The organism is Bartonella sp. HY038 (genome assembly GCF_014117425.1).
Classification (GTDB): Bacteria; Pseudomonadota; Alphaproteobacteria; order Rhizobiales; family Rhizobiaceae; genus HY038.
Genome location: NZ_CP059726.1, coordinates 135580 through 154968 on the forward strand (window position 1 = coordinate 135580; position 19389 = coordinate 154968).

The 19389-nt window shown below is 42.6% G+C and carries 16 protein-coding genes; 6 read left to right on the forward strand and 10 right to left on the reverse strand.

Features of this window, described 5'->3' with window-relative positions; translation table 11 throughout:
- Positions 1-9: 9 nt before the first annotated feature.
- The 3 genes from H3299_RS15100 to H3299_RS15110 are packed head-to-tail and all read right to left on the reverse strand — an operon-like array spanning position 10 to position 2619.
- Positions 10-1323, reverse strand: a complete 1314-nt coding sequence (locus H3299_RS15100; RefSeq protein WP_182419818.1) for an amidohydrolase — start codon at positions 1321-1323, stop codon at positions 10-12.
- A 37-nt stretch (positions 1324-1360) separates the two neighbouring features.
- A complete protein-coding gene (locus tag H3299_RS15105; RefSeq protein ID WP_182419819.1) occupies positions 1361-1813 on the reverse strand; it encodes a hypothetical protein in 453 nt (150 codons plus the stop codon).
- Positions 1810-2619 carry a DUF3100 domain-containing protein gene (locus tag H3299_RS15110; protein ID WP_182419820.1) on the reverse strand — a complete coding sequence of 270 codons (810 nt, stop codon included), beginning with the start codon at positions 2617-2619 and terminating at the stop codon, positions 1810-1812. Before H3299_RS15110 ends, H3299_RS15105 begins: the two co-directional genes overlap by 4 nt.
- Positions 2620-3152: 533 nt before the next feature.
- Between H3299_RS15110 and H3299_RS15115 the strand changes: the two genes are divergently transcribed.
- Entirely contained in the window at positions 3153-3470 is a 318-nt protein-coding gene (locus H3299_RS15115; RefSeq protein WP_182419821.1) for a hypothetical protein, read from the forward strand.
- Between the two features lie 116 nt (positions 3471-3586).
- Here H3299_RS15115 and H3299_RS15120 read toward each other — a convergent pair whose 3' ends face one another.
- The 5 genes from H3299_RS15120 to H3299_RS15140 all read right to left on the reverse strand — a co-directional run bounded on the left by H3299_RS15120 (position 3587) and on the right by H3299_RS15140 (position 8863).
- Entirely contained in the window at positions 3587-4762 is a 1176-nt protein-coding gene (locus tag H3299_RS15120) for a tetratricopeptide repeat protein (protein WP_182419822.1), read from the reverse strand.
- 114 nt (positions 4763-4876) lie between these two features.
- Positions 4877-5695, reverse strand: a complete 819-nt coding sequence (locus H3299_RS15125; protein ID WP_182419823.1) for a tetratricopeptide repeat protein — start codon at positions 5693-5695, stop codon at positions 4877-4879.
- Positions 5638-6051: a tetratricopeptide repeat protein gene (locus tag H3299_RS15130; protein WP_182419824.1), complete on the reverse strand. Its 414-nt coding sequence runs from the start codon at positions 6049-6051 to the stop codon at positions 5638-5640. The genes H3299_RS15125 and H3299_RS15130 overlap by 58 nt, the downstream gene beginning before the upstream one ends.
- Positions 6052-6220: 169 nt before the next feature.
- Positions 6221-7300 carry an NAD(P)-dependent alcohol dehydrogenase gene (locus H3299_RS15135; RefSeq protein WP_182419825.1) on the reverse strand — a complete coding sequence of 360 codons (1080 nt, stop codon included), beginning with the start codon at positions 7298-7300 and terminating at the stop codon, positions 6221-6223.
- Positions 7301-7444: 144 nt separating this feature from the next.
- Positions 7445-8863 (reverse strand): short-chain fatty acyl-CoA regulator family protein, encoded by a 1419-nt coding sequence (locus H3299_RS15140; RefSeq protein ID WP_182419826.1) that lies wholly within the window; start codon positions 8861-8863, stop codon positions 7445-7447.
- A gap of 512 nt (positions 8864-9375) precedes the next feature.
- Here H3299_RS15140 and H3299_RS15145 point away from each other — a divergent pair.
- The 4 genes from H3299_RS15145 to mce all read left to right on the forward strand — a co-directional run bounded on the left by H3299_RS15145 (position 9376) and on the right by mce (position 15593).
- Complete coding sequence (locus tag H3299_RS15145; protein ID WP_182419827.1) at positions 9376-10908, forward strand: acyl-CoA carboxylase subunit beta; 1533 nt, start codon at positions 9376-9378, stop codon at positions 10906-10908.
- A 71-nt stretch (positions 10909-10979) separates the two neighbouring features.
- Positions 10980-12992, forward strand: a complete 2013-nt coding sequence (locus tag H3299_RS15150) for an acetyl/propionyl/methylcrotonyl-CoA carboxylase subunit alpha (protein ID WP_182419828.1) — start codon at positions 10980-10982, stop codon at positions 12990-12992.
- Positions 12993-15143, forward strand: coding sequence for a methylmalonyl-CoA mutase (gene scpA / locus H3299_RS15155; RefSeq protein ID WP_182419829.1), 2151 nt, complete (start codon positions 12993-12995; stop codon positions 15141-15143).
- Between the two features lie 42 nt (positions 15144-15185).
- Entirely contained in the window at positions 15186-15593 is a 408-nt protein-coding gene (gene mce / locus H3299_RS15160; protein WP_182419830.1) for a methylmalonyl-CoA epimerase, read from the forward strand.
- Between the two features lie 339 nt (positions 15594-15932).
- On the opposite strand, the gene H3299_RS15165 is transcribed toward mce, so the two are convergent.
- A complete protein-coding gene (locus tag H3299_RS15165) occupies positions 15933-16286 on the reverse strand; it encodes a hypothetical protein (protein ID WP_182419831.1) in 354 nt (117 codons plus the stop codon).
- 471 nt (positions 16287-16757) lie between these two features.
- Between H3299_RS15165 and H3299_RS15170 the strand changes: the two genes are divergently transcribed.
- Complete coding sequence (locus H3299_RS15170; RefSeq protein ID WP_182419832.1) at positions 16758-17126, forward strand: hypothetical protein; 369 nt, start codon at positions 16758-16760, stop codon at positions 17124-17126.
- Between the two features lie 294 nt (positions 17127-17420).
- On the opposite strand, the gene H3299_RS15175 is transcribed toward H3299_RS15170, so the two are convergent.
- Positions 17421-19346 (reverse strand): AMP-binding protein, encoded by a 1926-nt coding sequence (locus H3299_RS15175; RefSeq protein WP_182419833.1) that lies wholly within the window; start codon positions 19344-19346, stop codon positions 17421-17423.
- Between the last annotated feature and the right edge of the window lie 43 nt (positions 19347-19389).

A 19389-nucleotide genomic window follows, 5' to 3' on the forward strand; every position in this document is an offset into this window, starting at 1 on the left:
TTATTCATCTTAATTGCTTGAAAAAGATTCGAGCAATTCTAGATAGGTTTCTTTGGTAAGCTGTGGTTTAAAATCAGATTTTACTTTCTGTGCGCCTTCGCCATCACCATAAAGCAAGTCAATCACCGTCATCGCCATAGCTTGTGCACAGCGAATATAAGCGGTGTCTTCATCAAAGATTTTATAATCCTTGCCATGCAAAGTGCCTTCAATGCCGCCGGCATGGGGGTGGGCAAGTGGTATAATTTGCGATAAATCACCCGTATCGGTACTGCCTGCCATGTGCTTACCTTGGCGAACACGGTCTTTACCTACCAATTCCTCGGCATTTTTTTCAAAAAACGCATTAATATTGCCATCATTATTAAGCGGTAAATAACCTGGAAGATCTTCAATTTCTACTTCCGCACCAATTGCCATTGCACCAGCTTTTAACGCACGATCAATTTTTTTATTGGCATCAATCATCGCGTCAATGTTGGCAGCACGCACATAGCTTTCCATGCGCACATCACTTGGCACAACATTAACCAAATCTCCGCCCTTAGTGATAATTGGGTGAAAGCGCACATTGTCTTGATCTTTGAATGTATCACGAATAGCATTAACCCCCATAATGCCCATCATAGCGGCATTAAGAGCATTAACACCTTCATAAGGCGCGGCGGCAGCATGGGCAGGTTGACCTTTATAGGTGATTAATTTACCGATAAAGCCATTGCTAGTGGTTGATAATTGTAAATAACGCTCATGCTTATTATCGGGCACAACATGCATTTGAATGGCCATATCAACATCATCAAAAGCACCAAGGCGGATAAGCTCAGCCTTACCACCAAGATATTTAATCTTGCCTTGTTGGCGCAATTTATTGCGATAGGCAATTTCGACATATTCTTCGGCCGGAACAGCAAATAAAACCACATCGCCACTTAAATGTTCCATGGCATCAGCATCTTGCAAACCCATGCCAACCGCAATCATTGTAGCAATCTGCACATTATGCCCGCAGCAATGGGCAGCGCCCGTAAGTTCATCTGCATTTGGGTGTTCATGACAGATAATTGCATCTAATTCGCCAATGACAGCAACACTATGATCAGAATTTTTGCCCTTTAACCGAGCTTTTACACCGGTGAGCGCCAATTCTTTTTCATAAGGCAATTGCATGCGCTTAAAGGTTTCTTCTACTTTGGCAGCAGTTTTAACTTCCTTATAGCCAAGCTCCGGCTCATGATAAATGGCGCGGCCAAGGGCAAGAATATCATCGCGGCGCGCTTCAATTGCTGCGCAGACTTTCTTTTTCAGTTCTTCTTTATTCATTATAACACCTCCAAAAATATCTTGTTGGCTTTAAAGTTTAAATTGCGCCTTCAAGATGTAATGCCCATTGGGCAAGCAATGTCGCACAAATGAATGTACCTGCAATCACTGCAAGTGCAACTGGAATAATGCGCCATGAAATTCTTTTGAACGCTTCTAAATCCTTACCGATGGAAAGCCCTGCATAAGCAAGCACTGGCGTACAAATCGCCAAGAAAGGAACTTGTTTTACATAGGAAGTGATAATTTCGTGATAAGGGAAAATTGGGCTTGATACGAGGATAGCAAACGCAGAGATCCATAAAATGGACGGTAACATGTTAAACAATGGCAATTTTGCAATGATATAACCGCAAATGCCAACGCCAATAATAATTCCAACACCGGTCAATGAAACTACTATATCAACATCGCTATAGCCAATATAATGGCCAATAACGATCAATAGCCCGCATAAAATAGTAAGGCAAATAACTTCAAATGTACTCATTTTACCGCACCTTCATTGTTATTATTGCGACCAAATAGGCGGTTTAAAAGTTGATAGAATTTTACAGCAAGGGGAAGTGAAATAAATAGTGCAAAATAAATGCCTAAAATACCGGTCATCAAATTGGCAGCTCCTGCATAAGCAAGAATTTGCTCTTTCATTTCTGGATAAAACTCAATGATTGAACCTGATGCAGCAGCAAGCATACTACCAGAGCCAACCCCCGCACCCATTGCCAAAGCATAGGGGTGAAAGATATCAAGGCTAGCAATTGCGCTTGCAAAAATGCCAATCCACACAGCGCCAAAAACGGTACCGCAAATATACATTGCCATAACGCCGCGCCCTTCAGGTGAATTAAGGCCATATTTTTCAGCAATAATAGCAATATTGCCCTCGCGATCAAGCGAATAGGTGGCGCCTATGGCTTCACGGCCCATGCCAAGCGCTACCGCAATTGGCATACCGATTATGATGGTACCAAAAAAATGACCAAATTCTTGAATGAGTAAGGCAAATTTTGCATTGGCAAGCTCGGGAAGATTGGGGCCAATACCAAGACCAATAGCGGTAATTAATGGAATAAGTACCACGGTGAGCATTTTGCCCGCATTGTCACCTTCTTTAAAGCTAATAATTTTCCATTTTGGAAAACTGATAAAGCCAGAAATGATCATGGCAAAAAGCATTGGAAAAAGTACAATAGCAAATTTGCCAATGGAAAATTTCATGGTGCCAATGGTTTCACATAGCACAACAACCAACAGCGCTATGATATGAAGTTTGACGTTTTTCAAGACAGCCATAGACTTCCCCTATTTAAAAAGATTCTTAATACATTCTTTTGAATAAGCGCAGACCAATATTCAACACAAAAATGTCATATTTCTTTTTAAAAGGTTAATTTCTACAATCAATGTGGTTTTTTTGCCTCGTCATGCTCTAAAACAGTGGTTATTTTGGTAAGCTAAAGCTAAAATTTAGTAGTTAATGCTAAAAGTTGCGCTAGCACTTAGATTTTCATTACAAATTTTTATGGTCCTGTAACATTGTTCTAAAGTTTAGACTCTAATCAAGATTTGCGTCTTTCAATGGCATGCAATTTTTAAGCTCATACGTCTTATTGATATAATTAGCCACCAAGTGATTAATGATGATAAGGTCATTTACCAGTCCTTCGGCACAAGTTCACAATCATCTAATATGAGTTTTAGCCCAATCAATTATTGAAACGATAACGCCGGGGAATCGGCTTTCGCATAAGAGCTAAAAAGGCTATTATAAAAATAGGAACTCGCAAAGGCACAATGAGGCTAAAATAATATTCATAGGTTTTAGAATGAATGACTTAATATTATTAAGTACTTATAAATTACTAAAAGACACATTTGGCGATGAACTACCAGAAAAATATTATGAAGCAGTCATAGTTTTAATGTCTGAGGGGTTATGCCATGAAAATCTTATTAAAGCGGTTGGATCTTTTAAAAATATAGGACAAGATCGGGTGGACTGCGATTATCCTAAATTTTTAGCAAAAGAAAACATGCAAAAAATCCAACAAACCGATGAATATCATGAAGCTTTTACCAAACTTCGGGATAATGGATTTTTTGAATGGCTAGAAGAGCCAGATTTCCATGTCAGCGATCAATAACCATGTTTTAATTACAATCAATTTGGGTGCAAATAGACTTTTTTACTTCAGCCTCAATTAGCTTTAGCCGTTGTTAAATCCATACCGCACCCGTAAAGCATATATAGCTGATAATGCTACAGAGTTTTTAGCGCCTCTTCAGCGTCCTTATAGCCTTGTGCTGCCGATAAGCGATACCATTTTTCAGCTTCCGCCAAATTTTTACCTACAGCTTCGCCAATTTGATATAATTCACCTAGATTATATTGCGATGCGGGTTCGCCTTGCTCTGCGGCTAAACGGTACCATTTTTCTGCTTCAATAATGTTTTTAGCAATACCATCGCCAACGCCATATAAATAACCTAGATTTGCCTGAGCTCGAACATTGCCTTGCTCCGCAGAAAGGCGGTACCATTTGGCAGCTTCCACTTTATCTTCTGCAACACCTTCGGCATAATCATACATATAAGCAACATTATGTTGGGCTTCTTCATGCCCTTGTTCACCAGCTAATCGAAACCATTTAATCGCTTCCAATTTATCTTCATCAACGCCATTGCCTAAATCATAAAAACAACCAAGACTAAATTGTGCTTCCACATCGCCTTGATCTGCGGCAAGGCGACACCATTTCAGTGCTTCTTGTAAATTATAGTCAACACCAACGCCTGAAACATAAAGTTTAACCAAATAAGACTGGGCAGCAGCTTCCCCTTGTTCAGCGGCACGTAAAAACCAAAATGCTGCTTGCGCACTGTCTTGCTTTAAGCCAATTCCCTCTTCATAAAGGCTACCAAGCACAAATTCTGCCTCGGCAAAGCCCTGCTCTGCAGCAAGGCGCACCAATTTTACCGCCTCTTTTTCATTATAGGCAACACCTTCACCTTTTAAATATAAACGCGCAAGATAGAGCTGTGCATTGGGAAAATTTTTTGCAGCCACCAATTTATAAAGCCTAGCCGCTTCTGCCTTATCCTCATCAACCCCTAAGCCCATTTCATAAAGCAAAGCCAAGTCAAATTGGGCATAGGCATAATCTTGATCGCTAGCAAGCTGATATAAGCGTGCGGCTTCAACATAATTTTGCGGCACAAGATCCCCATATTGGTATAATGAGGCCAAATTATATTGTGCAAGTACGTAGCCATTATCAGCGGCAAGATGCAACCACTTGACTGCCTCTTCAATATTAACCGCAACACCCTCACCGCTATAGAAAATATAACCAAGCTGATATTGTGCTTCTGCATCGCCCTTTTCCGCTAAGTTGCGTAAAGCAGTTATATTCGCGTCATTAGAAAGCGAACCCATTAAATCATCCCCTGCATTTTTTAACCTTGTACCTTTACATCAGCATCTATTCTGAATCTAATGTTACATATCCTTGTAAATAAGATACCCTTACCCCCGCTCATAGCGTGATCGTTAAAGGGCTTTTAATGCCTTTTCAGCCTCGCTGTCGCCGTACTCTGCCGCTAAGCGGTACCAGTGGGCGGCTTTTTCCTTATCTTGCTCTACGCCATCACCATTTTGATATAATTCAGCTAAATTAAATTGCGCGTCACCATCACCTTGCTCCGCCGCTAAGCTATACCATTTAGCTGCTTGCGCCTTGTCTTGAGGCAAACCTTCGCCCTCACTATACATGTAGCCTAAATTAAATTGCGCGACAGGATGTCCTTGCTGTGCCGCCAATAAATACCATTTAGCCGCTTGCGCCTTGTCTTCTTCAACGCCATCGCCATTATCATAAAGGGATGCAAGAACAAATTGCCCTTCTTCATCGCCTTGCTCTGCGGCAAGACGCGCCCATTTTGCCGCTTCCATCAAATCTTTCTCAACATTTTCGCCTTCAAGATACATTTTAGAAATAGCTAATTGAGCAGCTGAATTTCCGGTCTCTGCTGCCAAACGATACCATTTTTCAGCCTCTTGCATATCCTCGTCAATGCCCAAGCCATGTTCATAAATATAGGCTAAATTATATTGGGCAAATTCATAACCTTGTTCGGCTGCAAGCTGGTATAATCTTAAAGCATCTTGGTTGTCTTTGGTTGCTAACGCTCCACTATGATAAAGCGCTGCCAAATTAAATTGCGCAACAACATCGCCTTGCTCGGCAGCAAGACTATACCATTTTTCAGCTTCATTATTATCTTGGGTGACACCATCGCCATCAGCATACATCACACCCAAATCGCATTGAGCCTCTGCATAGCCTTGCTCTGCGGCAAGAGTAAGCATTTTACCGCCTCTTGCTTATCTTGCTCAACCCCTTTACCGGTATCATAAAAACTACCAAGTATAAATTGCGCTTCGGCTAGACCTTGTTCGGCCGCAAGCTGCAACCATTTTACAGATTGCTGCAAATCATAGGCAACGCCTTCGCCTTCAAAATACATTTTGGCAAGGTTTAACTGTGCATTCATCTCGCCTTCCGCTGCGGCAAGTTTAAACCATTTAGCAGCTTCTACCTTATCTTGCGCAACGCCGTGGCCTTCGTCATAAATGACCGCCAAATTATTTTGCGCGCTTGCATCGCCATTTTCGGCCTCACTGCGAAGAGCTGCGATATTTGCGTCATTTGAAGCTGAACCCATCAGATAAATCCTTGTATTTTTAAATTGTTTAAATCTCGGCATTTTTAAAACGCAAGTGTTTTGACCATAGAGTAGTTTTGCGACACTGTGAAGCTATACGCATTAAAAACATACAAAAAGAGCATCTTCGCCATGAAGCGAAAATGCTCTTTTTTCTTTTTTAATGACCTTAAGCGGCGGTTTTAATCGCGATTTTCATCACGCCATCAGCTTGATGAGCAAAAAGCTCATAGGCTTTTTCAATATCATCAAGGCTATAGCTATGGGTTACCAATGGCTTTAGATCAATTTCGCCATTTTCAAGCACGCTCATCAAACGGCGCATCCGTTCCTTGCCGCCGGGGCAAAGACCACTAACAATGTCAATATCGCCCAAGCCTGCTCGGTAGCCGGCAAGCGGAATTTTTAAATCATCCGAGTAAACGCCAAGGCTTGATAATTTACCACCAGGGCGCAAAACATTAAGGCAAGATTCAAAGGTTGATTGCAAACCTAAAGCCTCAATCGAAACATCAACGCCGCGCCCATCGGTAATGCGCATGATTTCTTCTACCGCATTACAAGCTTTAAAATCCACCACATGGGTTGCACCTAGTTGTTTGGCCATTGCCATGCGGGTTGGTACTGTATCAACGCCAATAATCGTTGTTGCACCGCAAAGTTTAGCGCCAGCCACAGCACAAAGTCCAATTGGGCCAAGTGCCCAAACCACCACCATATCGCCAATTTTAACGCCGCCGCGCTCTGCCCCAGAAAAGCCGGTTGACATAATATCAGGGCACATCAACACTTGTTCATCGCTTAGCTTGTCGGGAATAGCGCATAAATTAGCGGCTGCATTATTTACCCGCAAGAATTCAGCTTGTGCGCCATCAATCGTATTGCCAAATTTCCAGCCACCCATTGCTTGAAAGCCATGCTTTGTGCCCGGGCCATCTTGCGAACTACAACCACACATACAGGCATTGGATATGCCACTTGGCGTAATAGCGCCTGCAATAACCCGTTGCCCTTCTTTAAATCCTTTGACCTCGCTGCCTAGTTTTTCAATAATGCCAACCGGCTCATGGCCAATGGTTAGGCCTTTAGCAACGGGATATTCCCCTTTAAGAATATGAATATCAGTTCCGCAAATAGTTGTTGTGGTGATGCGAATAAGCGCATCTTGCGGGCCAATATCTGGAATTGGCTTTTCATCAAGAACAATACGGTTCTTTTCAACAAAAATTGCTGCTTTCATTTTAGCCATGTTTATCGCCTCGAAAATTATGCCTTATCGGCCACAACGAATTTTAGGGACTTTTAACCCACCTTAATCATAGCATAATCCCTATTCTTCGATTATGGCATTGCTTGCGTTTTATTGCCGCAGGATTGATTTTATGGCAAAATTTTATCCAATCTGCTCCAATGTATAGGGTAAAACATCACGCAAATCATGATTAATGTTTAAACGATGCTTTAAGGGTGGTACGGCACGGTTGGCGCATTTTGTACGCGCACAAATGCGGCAAGAAATACCGATAGCTTCATAAGCTGCCCCATTGCCAAGATCCAAGTCATCGCAATAGACAAAGCTTTTAGCATTGGAAATTTCGCAACCAAAAGCCAAAGCATAATGGGGGTGTGTGCTGCGATAGCCACCATTGCCCTTTACCACTTGCACTGCAAGGCAAAGGTAGCGCACGCCATCTGGCGTTTCAGCCAATTGGCGGATAATACTACCCGGCGTTTCAAAAGCTTGGTGGGCATTCCATACTGGACAGGCCGAACCAAAGCGGGCAAATTGCAATTTAGCCGCACTATGGCGTTTGGTAATATTGCCGGCACGGTCAACACGGGCAAAAAAGATTGGTACACCTTTTGAGCCAGGGCGTTGCAAAGTCGATAAGCGGTGACAAACTTGCTCTAATGAAACACCAAAACGCGCGGCCAATAATTCAATATCATGGCGTAATAATTCAGCCGTGCGCAAAAATGGCATATAAGGCAACACCAAAGCACCTGCAAAATAATTATGCAGCCCAATGCGGCAAATTTCCTCAGCTTCATGCGATTTAAAATTGGCCTTATTGATAATTTCTTCACAAAGATCATCGGTTTCAAATTGCGCTAATTGTACAGCAAGTTGAAAAATACGGGTTTGCAAGGGTGCATAAGGGTTAAGGGTTAGGGTTTTGCTCATCGCGTCAAAACGCCGCACAGTAGTGTCGTCAAGGCTACCCCAACGAACCAATATTTGATATTTTTCTTCCAAAATGCGGATTAAAGCAGCGTGATTATCATTTTCACCAATGCCGATAGAAGCAGCCAAATGTTCAGCTGTCTTATCAAGGCTATCAATATAATTATCGACAAAATGGAAAAAATCGCGCACTTCTTCATAAGGCGAAACTTCGCTAAGCCCGCTAGTTTGCAAGCGATCATCACTGCTTGCCAATTGTTCCGATGCTAGCCGATAGGCTTGGTGACAAGAAATCAACGCACGGGCAAGACTGGGGGCATTTTGAGCAATAAGCCGCAATTCCTGGAGGCTCGCACGGTTATTTTCAAACAGTGGATCGCTTAATGTGTCACTTAACGCTGAAAGCAAACGGTCATCTTCACCAGAGGAAAGGCTTGCTATATCAATGTGAAATTTTTCAGCTAGCGATAATAATACAGCCGCAGAAACTGGTCTTTGATTATTCTCTATCTGGTTGAGATAAGAGGTTGATATGCCAATGCGCTCAGCAAATTGCATCTGGGTATTTTGATGCTCTTCACGCAATTTGCGCACTTTGCGCCCAATATATAATTTACCAATAGCCATGATTTTCACAATTTTGCAATTTACAATTTGCATTTTTATAACTTATGCATTTGCACACAATCAAGCTTTATTATTTATAAAAATCTGTTACCTTGATTCTTAAGCGAATATGGCTGAGAGTCTGATTGCAAACAAAGTCGTTGTCAGATTTGCCATTTTAAAAGGTTACGTTTGGCCGGGGAGGCACGAGGGTTGGTATGCTTATGGTGAGTTAACGAGTGCTATTGGTTTAGGGAGAATAGGCCAAATGCGCATTGTTACACGAAGAAGCATCGTCATTAATGATAGGCATACCACCCCTTTTGATTTTAACTTTACACTATAAACTACTGTATTCATTATTGAATTAAGCTAAATTACTCAATGTAATTTTAGCCATTGCACACTTAACTTTGTTAGTTGGGATATTTAAAGACGTTTAGGCCGAAACCAGAGCCAACGTATAAGGCAATTATATTATTTAGCCGACTAATTATTTTTGACGTAAAAATATTAACGGGATTGGAGTTATAATGCGGGCAATCTTGCAACAATTGGAAGAGCGGCGTGAAAATGCGCGCCAAGGCGGCGGAGAGCGGCGCATAAGGTCACAACATGAAAAGGGTAAATTAACCGCCCGCGAGCGGCTTGACGTTTTGCTTGATGCCAATTCCTTTGAAGAATATGACATGTTTGTTAGCCATCGCTGCACAGATTTTGGTATGGAGCAGCAAAAATTTGCAGGTGACGGCGTTGTAACCGGTTGGGGCACCATTAATGGTCGGCAAGTTTATGTTTTTTCGCAGGATTTTACCGTTTTAGGCGGATCACTTTCTGAAACCCATGCACAAAAAATATGCAAAATTATGGATATGGCGGCACGCAATGGTGCACCTGTCATTGGTCTTAATGATTCAGGCGGGGCGCGTATTCAAGAAGGTGTCGCATCTCTTGCAGGTTATGCGGAAGTATTTCGCCGCAATGTTGAAGCCTCTGGCGTTGTGCCGCAAATCTCGGTGATTATGGGGCCATGTGCCGGCGGCGCGGTTTATTCACCGGCAATGACTGATTTCATCTTCATGGTGCGGGACTCGTCCTATATGTTTGTGACCGGCCCTGATGTGGTTAAAACCGTCACCAATGAAATTGTCAGCGCCGAAGAACTAGGCGGTGCCGCCACCCATACGCAAAAATCATCGGTTGCCGATGGTGCTTTTGAAAATGATATTGAAGCCCTTGAAAATATCCGCCTACTTTTTGATTATTTGCCTTTAAACAGCCAAGAAAAGCCACCTGTGCGGCCATTTTTTGATGATCCTCAACGCCTTGATATGAAGCTTGATACGCTTATTCCGGATTCTTCGACCAAGCCATATGATATGAAAGAGCTTATCCAAACCATTGCTGATGAGGGTAGTTTTTTTGAAGTGAAAGCAGATTTTGCCAAAAACCTTATCACGGGCTTTATTCGCATTGAGGGGCGCAGCATTGGCGTTGTCGCCAATCAACCCATGGTGCTTGCCGGCTGTCTTGATATTGATACGGCGCGAAAGGGTGCGCGTTTTGTGCGCTTTTGCGATGCTTTTAATATTCCTATTTTAACCCTTGTTGATGTACCGGGCTTTTTGCCAGGAACGGCGCAGGAATATAATGGCGTTATTATACATGGTGCAAAATTGCTTTTTGCCTATTCGCAAGCAAGTGTGCCCATGGTGACAGTCATTACCCGTAAAGCCTATGGCGGTGCTTATGATGTGATGGCATCCAAACACATTGGCGCCGACGTTAATTATGCATGGCCAACGGCAGAAATTGCAGTGATGGGTGCCAAGGGGGCAACGGAAATTCTTTACCGCTCCGACCTTGGCAATGAGGAAAAAATTGCAGCCCATACTGCAGAATATGAAAGCCGTTTTGCCAACCCCTTTGTAGCGGCGGAACGCGGCTTTATTGATGAAGTGATTATGCCCCATTCAACCCGCAAGCGCGTTGCGCGTGCTTTTGCAGCGCTGCGCAATAAAAAGGTTGAGAGCCGTAAGCGCAAGCATGACACCATTCCGCTTTAGAGCACGTCACTTCATTGTTGAGATAATATCGTGTTTTTATTTTTTACTTTGTCGCATTGTCCGAGGCAAAAATGATACAAAAAATTCTAATCGCCAATCGTGGTGAAATTGCTTGCCGCGTTATTCGCACCGCACGAAAAATGGGTATTGCCACTGTTGCCGTTTATTCTGATGCGGATGCTAACGCCTTACATGTGCGCGAAGCGGATGAAGCTATTCATATTGGCCCCTCACCGTCAGCGCAATCCTATTTGGTCATCGATAAAATCATTGAAGCCGCTAAGATTAGCGGCGCCGATGCTGTGCACCCCGGCTATGGTTTCTTGTCGGAAAACCCAATTTTTGCCGAGCGTTTACAAGAAAACGGCATTACTTTAATTGGCCCACCCGCCAATGCCATGCGTGCCATGGGCGATAAAATCACCAGTAAAAAACTTGCAAATGAGGCTGGTGTTTCCACTGTACCAGGTCACATGGGTTTAATTGAAAACAGTGATGAAGCGGTAAAAATTGCCAGTCAAATTGGCTATCCGGTGATGATTAAGGCGTCAGCTGGTGGCGGCGGCAAAGGCATGCGTATTGCATGGAATGATGAAGAAGCCCGAGAAGGCTTTCAAGCCTCTAAAAACGAAGCAAAAGCATCTTTTGGCGATGACCGCATTTTTATCGAGAAATTTGTCACCGAACCGCGCCATATTGAAATTCAAATTATTGGTGATAAGCATGGCAATATTATTGCCCTTGGTGAGCGCGAATGTTCCATTCAACGGCGCAATCAAAAGGTTATCGAGGAAGCGCCATCGCCGTTTTTAGATAGTGCCACCCGTAAAGCCATGGGCGAAGAAGCCGTAGCACTTGCCCGCGCCGTTGGCTATTATTCAGCCGGTACGGTGGAATTTATTGTTGATGGCAATCGCAATTTTTATTTCCTTGAAATGAATACGCGCTTGCAAGTCGAGCATCCGGTCACTGAATTTATCACTGGACTTGATCTTGTCGAACTAATGATCAAAATTGCTGATGGTCAACCCTTGCCGCTTACTCAAGACGACGTAAAATTGCATGGTTGGGCTATGGAATGTCGACTATATGCGGAAGACCCATTTCGCAATTTTTTACCCTCAACTGGACGTTTAAGCCGCTACCAATCCCCAACCCATATTGATGGTTTGGATGATATAAAATTGCGCAATGATACCGGCGTTTATGAAGGTGGTGAAATATCCATCTATTATGACCCAATGATTTCAAAATTAGTGACATGGGGTAAAGATCGACAAAGCGCCATTTTAGCGATGAGTGAAGCGCTTGACCGTTTTGAGGTCGAAGGCATTGGCCATAATATTCCATTTTTGTCAGCCGTTATGGGGCAGCAGCGTTTTCAAGAAGGGCGCTTAACCACCGCCTATATTGCTGAAGAATTTGCTGACGGTTTTCATGGTGTTGCCCCAAATGCTGGGCAGGCACGCGCCCTTGCTGCAATTGCAGGTTTTATCAATCTCATTTTACAAAAACGCGCCACCATGATTTCTGGAACTTTAGATAATCACCGCCGCATTATTGGCAAGGATTGGGTGGTTACTCTTAATGGTCTTGATGAAAACTCGTTTAACCTCAAAATAACAGAAGACGATAAAACCATATTGATGCACTTTGACGATGGTGAAACCATGAGCGTTGAAAGTGACTGGCAACCGGGCATGAGCCTTGGTATTTTCAACCTTGATGGGCTAATCCTCGCAGTTAAAACCGAAATTAAAGGCACAGCAATAAGGCTGCGCTATGCTGGTATTGATGTTTTAGCAAGAATACGCGAGCCTCATGTGGCGGCACTTGCCAGCATAATGCCCGTGAAATTACCACCTGATACCTCAAAAATGTTGCTATGCCCGATGCCGGGGGTGATTACCGCAATTTTGGTCAATGAAGGCGATGAGGTTGAAGCAGGCCAGCCACTAGCAATTGTTGAAGCAATGAAAATGGAAAATATGTTGCGGGCAGAAAAGAAAAGTCAAGTTACAAAAATTGCCGCCACTATTGGCCAAAGCCTAGCCGTTGATCAAATTATTATGGAGTTTAATTAAATGCCCCATAAGCCAAATAACCTAAAGATCGATGAATGGGCAAAACTTGCCGAAAAAGAACTAAAAGGCTCACCCGACCAACTTATCTGGCACACAGCAGAAGGCATTGACATTAAGCCAGTTTATACCGCCGATGATATTGCCGATATTACCGAATTGGATAGTTTGCCGGGGCTTGATCCGTTTTTGCGCGGCCCAAGGGCAACCATGTATACGGGGCGGCCATGGACTATTCGCCAATATGCAGGGTTTTCCACTGCCGAGGAATCCAATGCTTTTTATAAAAAAGCATTAAATGCAGGGCAAAAAGGCCTGTCTGTTGCTTTTGATCTTGCAACCCATCGCGGCTATGACTCTGACCACCCACGCGTCGTTGGCGATGTTGGCAAGGCTGGCGTTGCCATTGATAGTGTCGAGGATATGAAAATCCTTTTTGATGGTATACCGCTTCATGAAATGTCGGTATCTATGACCATGAATGGCGCGGTAATCCCCATTTTGGCAAGTTTTATTGTGGCAGGTGAAGAACAAGGCGTGCCAAGATCGCAGCTTTCTGGCACTATTCAAAATGACATTTTAAAAGAATTTATGGTCCGCAATACTTATATTTATCCGCCAGAAGCCTCGATGCGGATTATTGCCGATATTATTGAATATACCGCACAGGAAATGCCAAAATTCAATTCCATTTCAATTTCTGGCTATCACATGCAAGAAGCTGGTGCAACGTTAGTGCAAGAACTAGCCTTCACCTTGGCAGATGGCCGCGAATATGTACGCGCTGCCCTTGCCAAAGGGCTTGATATTGACCAATTTGCAGGGCGACTATCGTTTTTCTTTGCCATTGGCATGAATTTCTTTATGGAAGCGGCAAAATTGCGGGCAGCAAGGCTTTTATGGTCGCGAATTATGCATGAATTTGCGCCTAAAAAACCATCATCTTTAATGCTGCGCACTCATTGTCAAACCTCAGGCGTGTCGCTGCAAGAACAAGATCCTTATAATAATATTGTGCGTACCGCTTATGAGGCATTAGCGGCAGTGCTTGGTGGCACGCAATCCTTGCATACGAATTCTTTTGATGAGGCAATTGCGCTGCCAACCGAGTTTTCCGCCCGTATTGCCCGTAACACGCAGCTTATTTTAAACCATGAAACCGGTGTCACCAAAGTGGTTGATCCTTTGGCTGGCTCTTATTATGTTGAAAGCCTTACCCATGAATTAGCGCAAAAAGCATGGGCATTGATTGAAGAAGTAGAAGCGCTTGGCGGCATGACCAAGGCGGTAAAAGACGGTTTGCCCAAACGCTTGATTGAGGAAGCGGCAACCGCGCGGCAAGCAGCGATTGATAAAGGTGATGAGGTAATTGTTGGCGTTAATAAATATCGCCTTGAAAATGAAGACACGCTCGACATTTTGGAAATTGACAACAGCAAAGTGCGCTTATCGCAAATTGCCCGCCTTACCAAAATGCGCGAAAGCCGCGACCCTGCCAAAGTTGCAAAAACCCTTAGTGACTTGGAAAATATTGCTAAAAGCGGCAAAGGCAATTTATTGGCAGCAGCAGTTGAAGCGGCGCGGGCGCGGGCAAGTGTTGGCGAAATATCGGATGCCATGCGCAAAGTTTTTGGCGATCATGTTGCAACGCCAAAAGTTGTGAAAAATATTTATGGTAAAGCCTATAAAAATGAGCCAGAATATCAGCATTTACAAAGGCGCATGGGCGAAATAGCCAGTAAAATTGGCCAAAAACCGCGTATTATGGTGGCAAAGCTGGGGCAAGACGGCCATGATCGCGGTGCAAAAATCATTGCCTCCGCCTTTGGTGACATTGGTTTTGAAGTTATTGCTGGCCCACTTTTCCAAACACCTGATGAAGCCGCCGATATGGCAATTGCCAAAAAAGTGCAGCTTATTGGTGTATCTTCCCTTGCTGCTGGTCATAAAACCTTGTTGCCGCAACTGGTGGAAGAACTCAAAAAACGCGGCAGTAGTGATATTATTGTGGTATGCGGCGGTGTCGTACCGCGCCAAGATTATGAATTTTTACAAGCCCATGGTGTTGCCGCAGTGTTCGGCCCAGGCACCAATGTGGTAGAGGCAGCGGCAAAAATTCTTGATCTTTTGGAAGGTAAATTGCGCAATGATTAGAATAAAAACGCAATTTGCCACAAAGCATAAGGGGAGTTTAGTATGAGCCAATTTGGCCGCCTTAATCATGTGGCAATTGCCGTTCCAAACCTCGAGCAAGCGGCAAAACGCTATCAAATGCTTGGCGCAGAAGTATCAAGCATAGAAGATTTGCCGGAGCATGGCGTAAGCGTTGTTTTCATCACCTTTGAAAATAGTAAGATTGAACTATTATATCCGCTTGGTGAACATTCTCCCATTGCTGGTTTTTTAGCCAAAAATCCCAATGGCGGCGTGCATCATATTTGTTTTGAAGTTGATGATATAGTGGCAATGCGCGATAAGTTAAAAGCAAATAATTTTCGTATTTTGGGCGATGGAACACCAAAAATCGGCGCCCATGGTAAGCCGGTGCTTTTTATCCACCCCAAGGACTTTGACGGCAGTTTAATTGAAATTGAACAAGCTTAGCGAGTGATGGGGGGCATTTCATTGTTTATAAGCGTGCTCTATTTTTGATTTTCGCGCCGGCCCAAGATAAAAAATAATTGCTTAAAATTGTGACTTTATTAATCAGATTATAAAACTATTGGTGATAAAGCAGTAAATCACCTTATTTTCCACTGTTAGGCAGTGTAAAGCTGTGTTGATAAGCGGCGCTTTCCATCAGTCAATCTCAATTGATGAGTTATCATCCCAAAACACTAGCATGTAACCCAAAATAGGCCTAATTTCGCCTTAATGATAAGGCTATATTATTAAAAATTTTCAATTAAATAAAAAACAATCTGACTTGAAATTTACAGTTATTTAATTTCGCACTTCTAACCCCCATGATCGAAATAAATTGCGCGATTTTTCATATTCTTCATAAGGAAAGTTTTTAATTAAAAGATAATTCTCTTTACCATCTTTAAGTTTGAGCATCAGAGCGCCGCCAACATAGGCAATACATTCAAAATTATAAAAATCGGAGGTTCCTTTTATTATTCCCCATTGAAACTGGATAAATCCTTTAGGGTTATCAATGCCTTCCGCATTTTCTGCCTCTAGCTGATTTATGAATGATATACTACCATATTGTTTTATTGGCTCAACAATATAGGAAGGTATAAAGATTATATTATCGCTATACTGCACTTCAACAAAATCTATAATAAACATTTTAGTTCCTCACTTATGCCTTTTAAGCGTGGGGGCATCTGAAACGAAAAAATTACATGCTGTAGTTGAACCTAATTCACCTTAAATACAGCTTTTAATCACCTGTTGGAAGTTTTGGCCATAGACCTTAAATAAATAAAGAAGGTTAACGCAATCACATAAGCATATTTATAGCCCATGATACAAATAAAAGAAACTTATGTTTATAATGATCAAATGGTCCATATCATACAATTAAAAGTGCGAAAAATGTTACACATATAAAGAAGTGTATAGCGACAATCGTAATAATTCCGTTGATTTGAGTAATATTTTCATAACAAAAGAAATGAAAATATAAATACGTCAGCCAATAGCTAACGCCCAGATAGTTAAGCCTCAACTTTTTTGCCTATTGGCATTGTTGCGTTTTTCAGCCAAAATCATTTACTAAGATTGTTTTGTAAATTGAATTACAAAAGGCCATGCCGCATGCAAAAATTGGACAAATCTGTTACTTTAGATCAAACTGAGATTTATGCCCTGATTATGTTAATTAAGCACGTAAAATTTTTGGATAAATCTGATGGGTCCATTCCATTTTGTAGTAGTGATATCATCAATAGCATATTGACAAAATTGCTTGAAAATCATCATGCGTCAGATCAGTTGACGAAAATGTATGAAACCTTAGATGAAGCAACCGAGTTGAATCTCATTAATAAACTTAATGCCTATATCATAGAATTTCCAGAAATTGGTGATAATATCGAAACCGTTTATGAAAAGTTTTTATATCCTTATAAAAACATCAAAAAGATTAAAGAGAAAAATGTAACCTTAATGGATTATGTTTTTTAATATATTTAAGAGATATTAAATACCTACCAGACAATAAGCATATAATTAAACATGGTCGCACTGCATCGCGACGGGCTGACCGTCGGAACTATGCTTTTCTTGGATTTTTTTAAAAAAACCTGTGTGATAATGGTGTAACAATTATCCAAAATTATATGATGGGTATGCCAAAATTACTTTAACCATAATCGATTAAATAGTGCTAGGTACTGAGCATAAGATTGTCTTAAAGAGCATTAGCGGCTATCGGGGTGAATAGCCGCTAAAGGGGAGTTGTCAAAAGTGTTTTATGCTTCAAGCAACTTGGCGAATATTGCGTTCAATCAGTAATTGCTGCACTTCTTGCAAAGTTGATGGGTCTTCAATTGTGCTTGGCACTGTCCATTCCTCGCCATCGGCAATTTTGCGCATCATGCCACGCAAAATTTTACCCGAGCGTGTTTTGGGTAATTTATGCACAGTTACCACAAGCTTGAAAGCTGCAACGGGGCCAATAATGTCGCGGATACGGTCAACACATTCTTTTTCTATAACATCATTGGCGCGGCTAACATCATGTTTTAGCACAATAAAGCCGCATGGGACTTGTCCTTTTAACTTGTCGCTAATGCCGATAACTGCACATTCAGCAACATCTTGATGACCTGAAATAGCCTCTTCCATACCGCCGGTGGATAAACGGTGACCCGCAACATTGATAATATCATCGGTGCGGCTCATAACAAAGACATAGCCATGCTTATCAATATAACCAGCATCTGCCGAGTTATAATAGCCGGGGAAACGCTCAAGGTAACTTTTTTTAAACTGCTCATCGGCTTGCCAAAGGGTTGGCAAACAGCCAGGAGGCAATGGCAGACGGAAGGCAAGATTGCCAAAACTATCGGGCGGCAGCTTTTGACCATCATCATCAAGCACATCAATGGCATAACCGGGCATGGGCCGGGTTGGTGAACCAAGTTTAATCGGCATTAATTCAATGCCAATAGGATTTGCAGCAATTGGCCAGCCTGTCTCGGTCTGCCACCAATTATCAATGATGGGAATGTCAAAAAGCTCATGCGCCCAATTTAATGTATCTGGATCGGCGCGCTCACCGGCTAAAAACATCGCTTGCAAATTGGGTAATTGGTAGTTTTTGGTAAAATCACCATGGGGATCTTCACGCTTAATCGAGCGAAGGGCGGTTGGCGAAGAAAAGAACGAGCGCACATTATATTCAGCGCAAATACGCCAAAATGAACCGGGGTCTGGTGTACCAACGGGTTTACCTTCATAAAGCACCGTAGTTGCGCCAATTAATAGTGGTGCATAAATAATATAGGAATGGCCAACCACCCAACCAACATCAGACGCGGTAAACATCACCTCTTGCGGTTTAACGTTAAAAATCGCTTCCATAGACCAAGCAAGCGCCACGAGATAGCCGCCAACATCGCGCATTACCCCTTTGGGCTTGCCGGTAGTGCCAGATGTGTAAAGAATATAAAGTGGATCAGTCGCGTCCACCTCAACACAAGGGACTTTGCGCCCCATATTTTCTTTAAGCACCACGGCAAAATCAAAATCGCGACCTTCTTTTAATTCAAATAAGCCTTCAGGCTTTTCTTGAATGATCGGGCGTTCGTGAACAATACAATGCTCTACCTGATGCTCGGCCATGCTGATTGCTTGATTAACCATGGATTGATAAGGCACAATGCGATTAGGTTCAATCCCACAAGATGCGGCAAGAATAAGTTTTGGCTTGCAATCATCAATACGGATAGCAAGTTCCTTGGCAGCAAAACCACCAAAAACAATTGAATGGATAGCGCCAATACGCGTACATGCCATAACGGAGTTGAAAACTTGTGGTATCATCGGCATATAAATCAGAACGCGATCGCCCTTTTTAATGCCAAGATCTTGCATGAAAGCAGCTAATGCCTGCACTTCGTCCAACAATTCGCGATAGGTAATGGCGCGCTTGCCATGGCTCACCGGACTATCATAATAAACAGCGACTTGTTCACCGCGGCCATTTTCAACATGGCGATCAACCGCATTATAGCAAGCATTGGTTTTACCACCCGTAAACCAACGGCCATAAACGCCTTGATCCTTGTCAAAAACTTTGTCAAATGGCCTCGACCAATCAATAAGTTTGGAAACCTCTCCCCAAAATTGTTCAGGCTGTTGCTGCCACTCATTATAAATTTTGTCAAATGCTGACGTCATGGAATCCTCCCAGATTACACTCACTCCAAATAAGAGTGTTGAT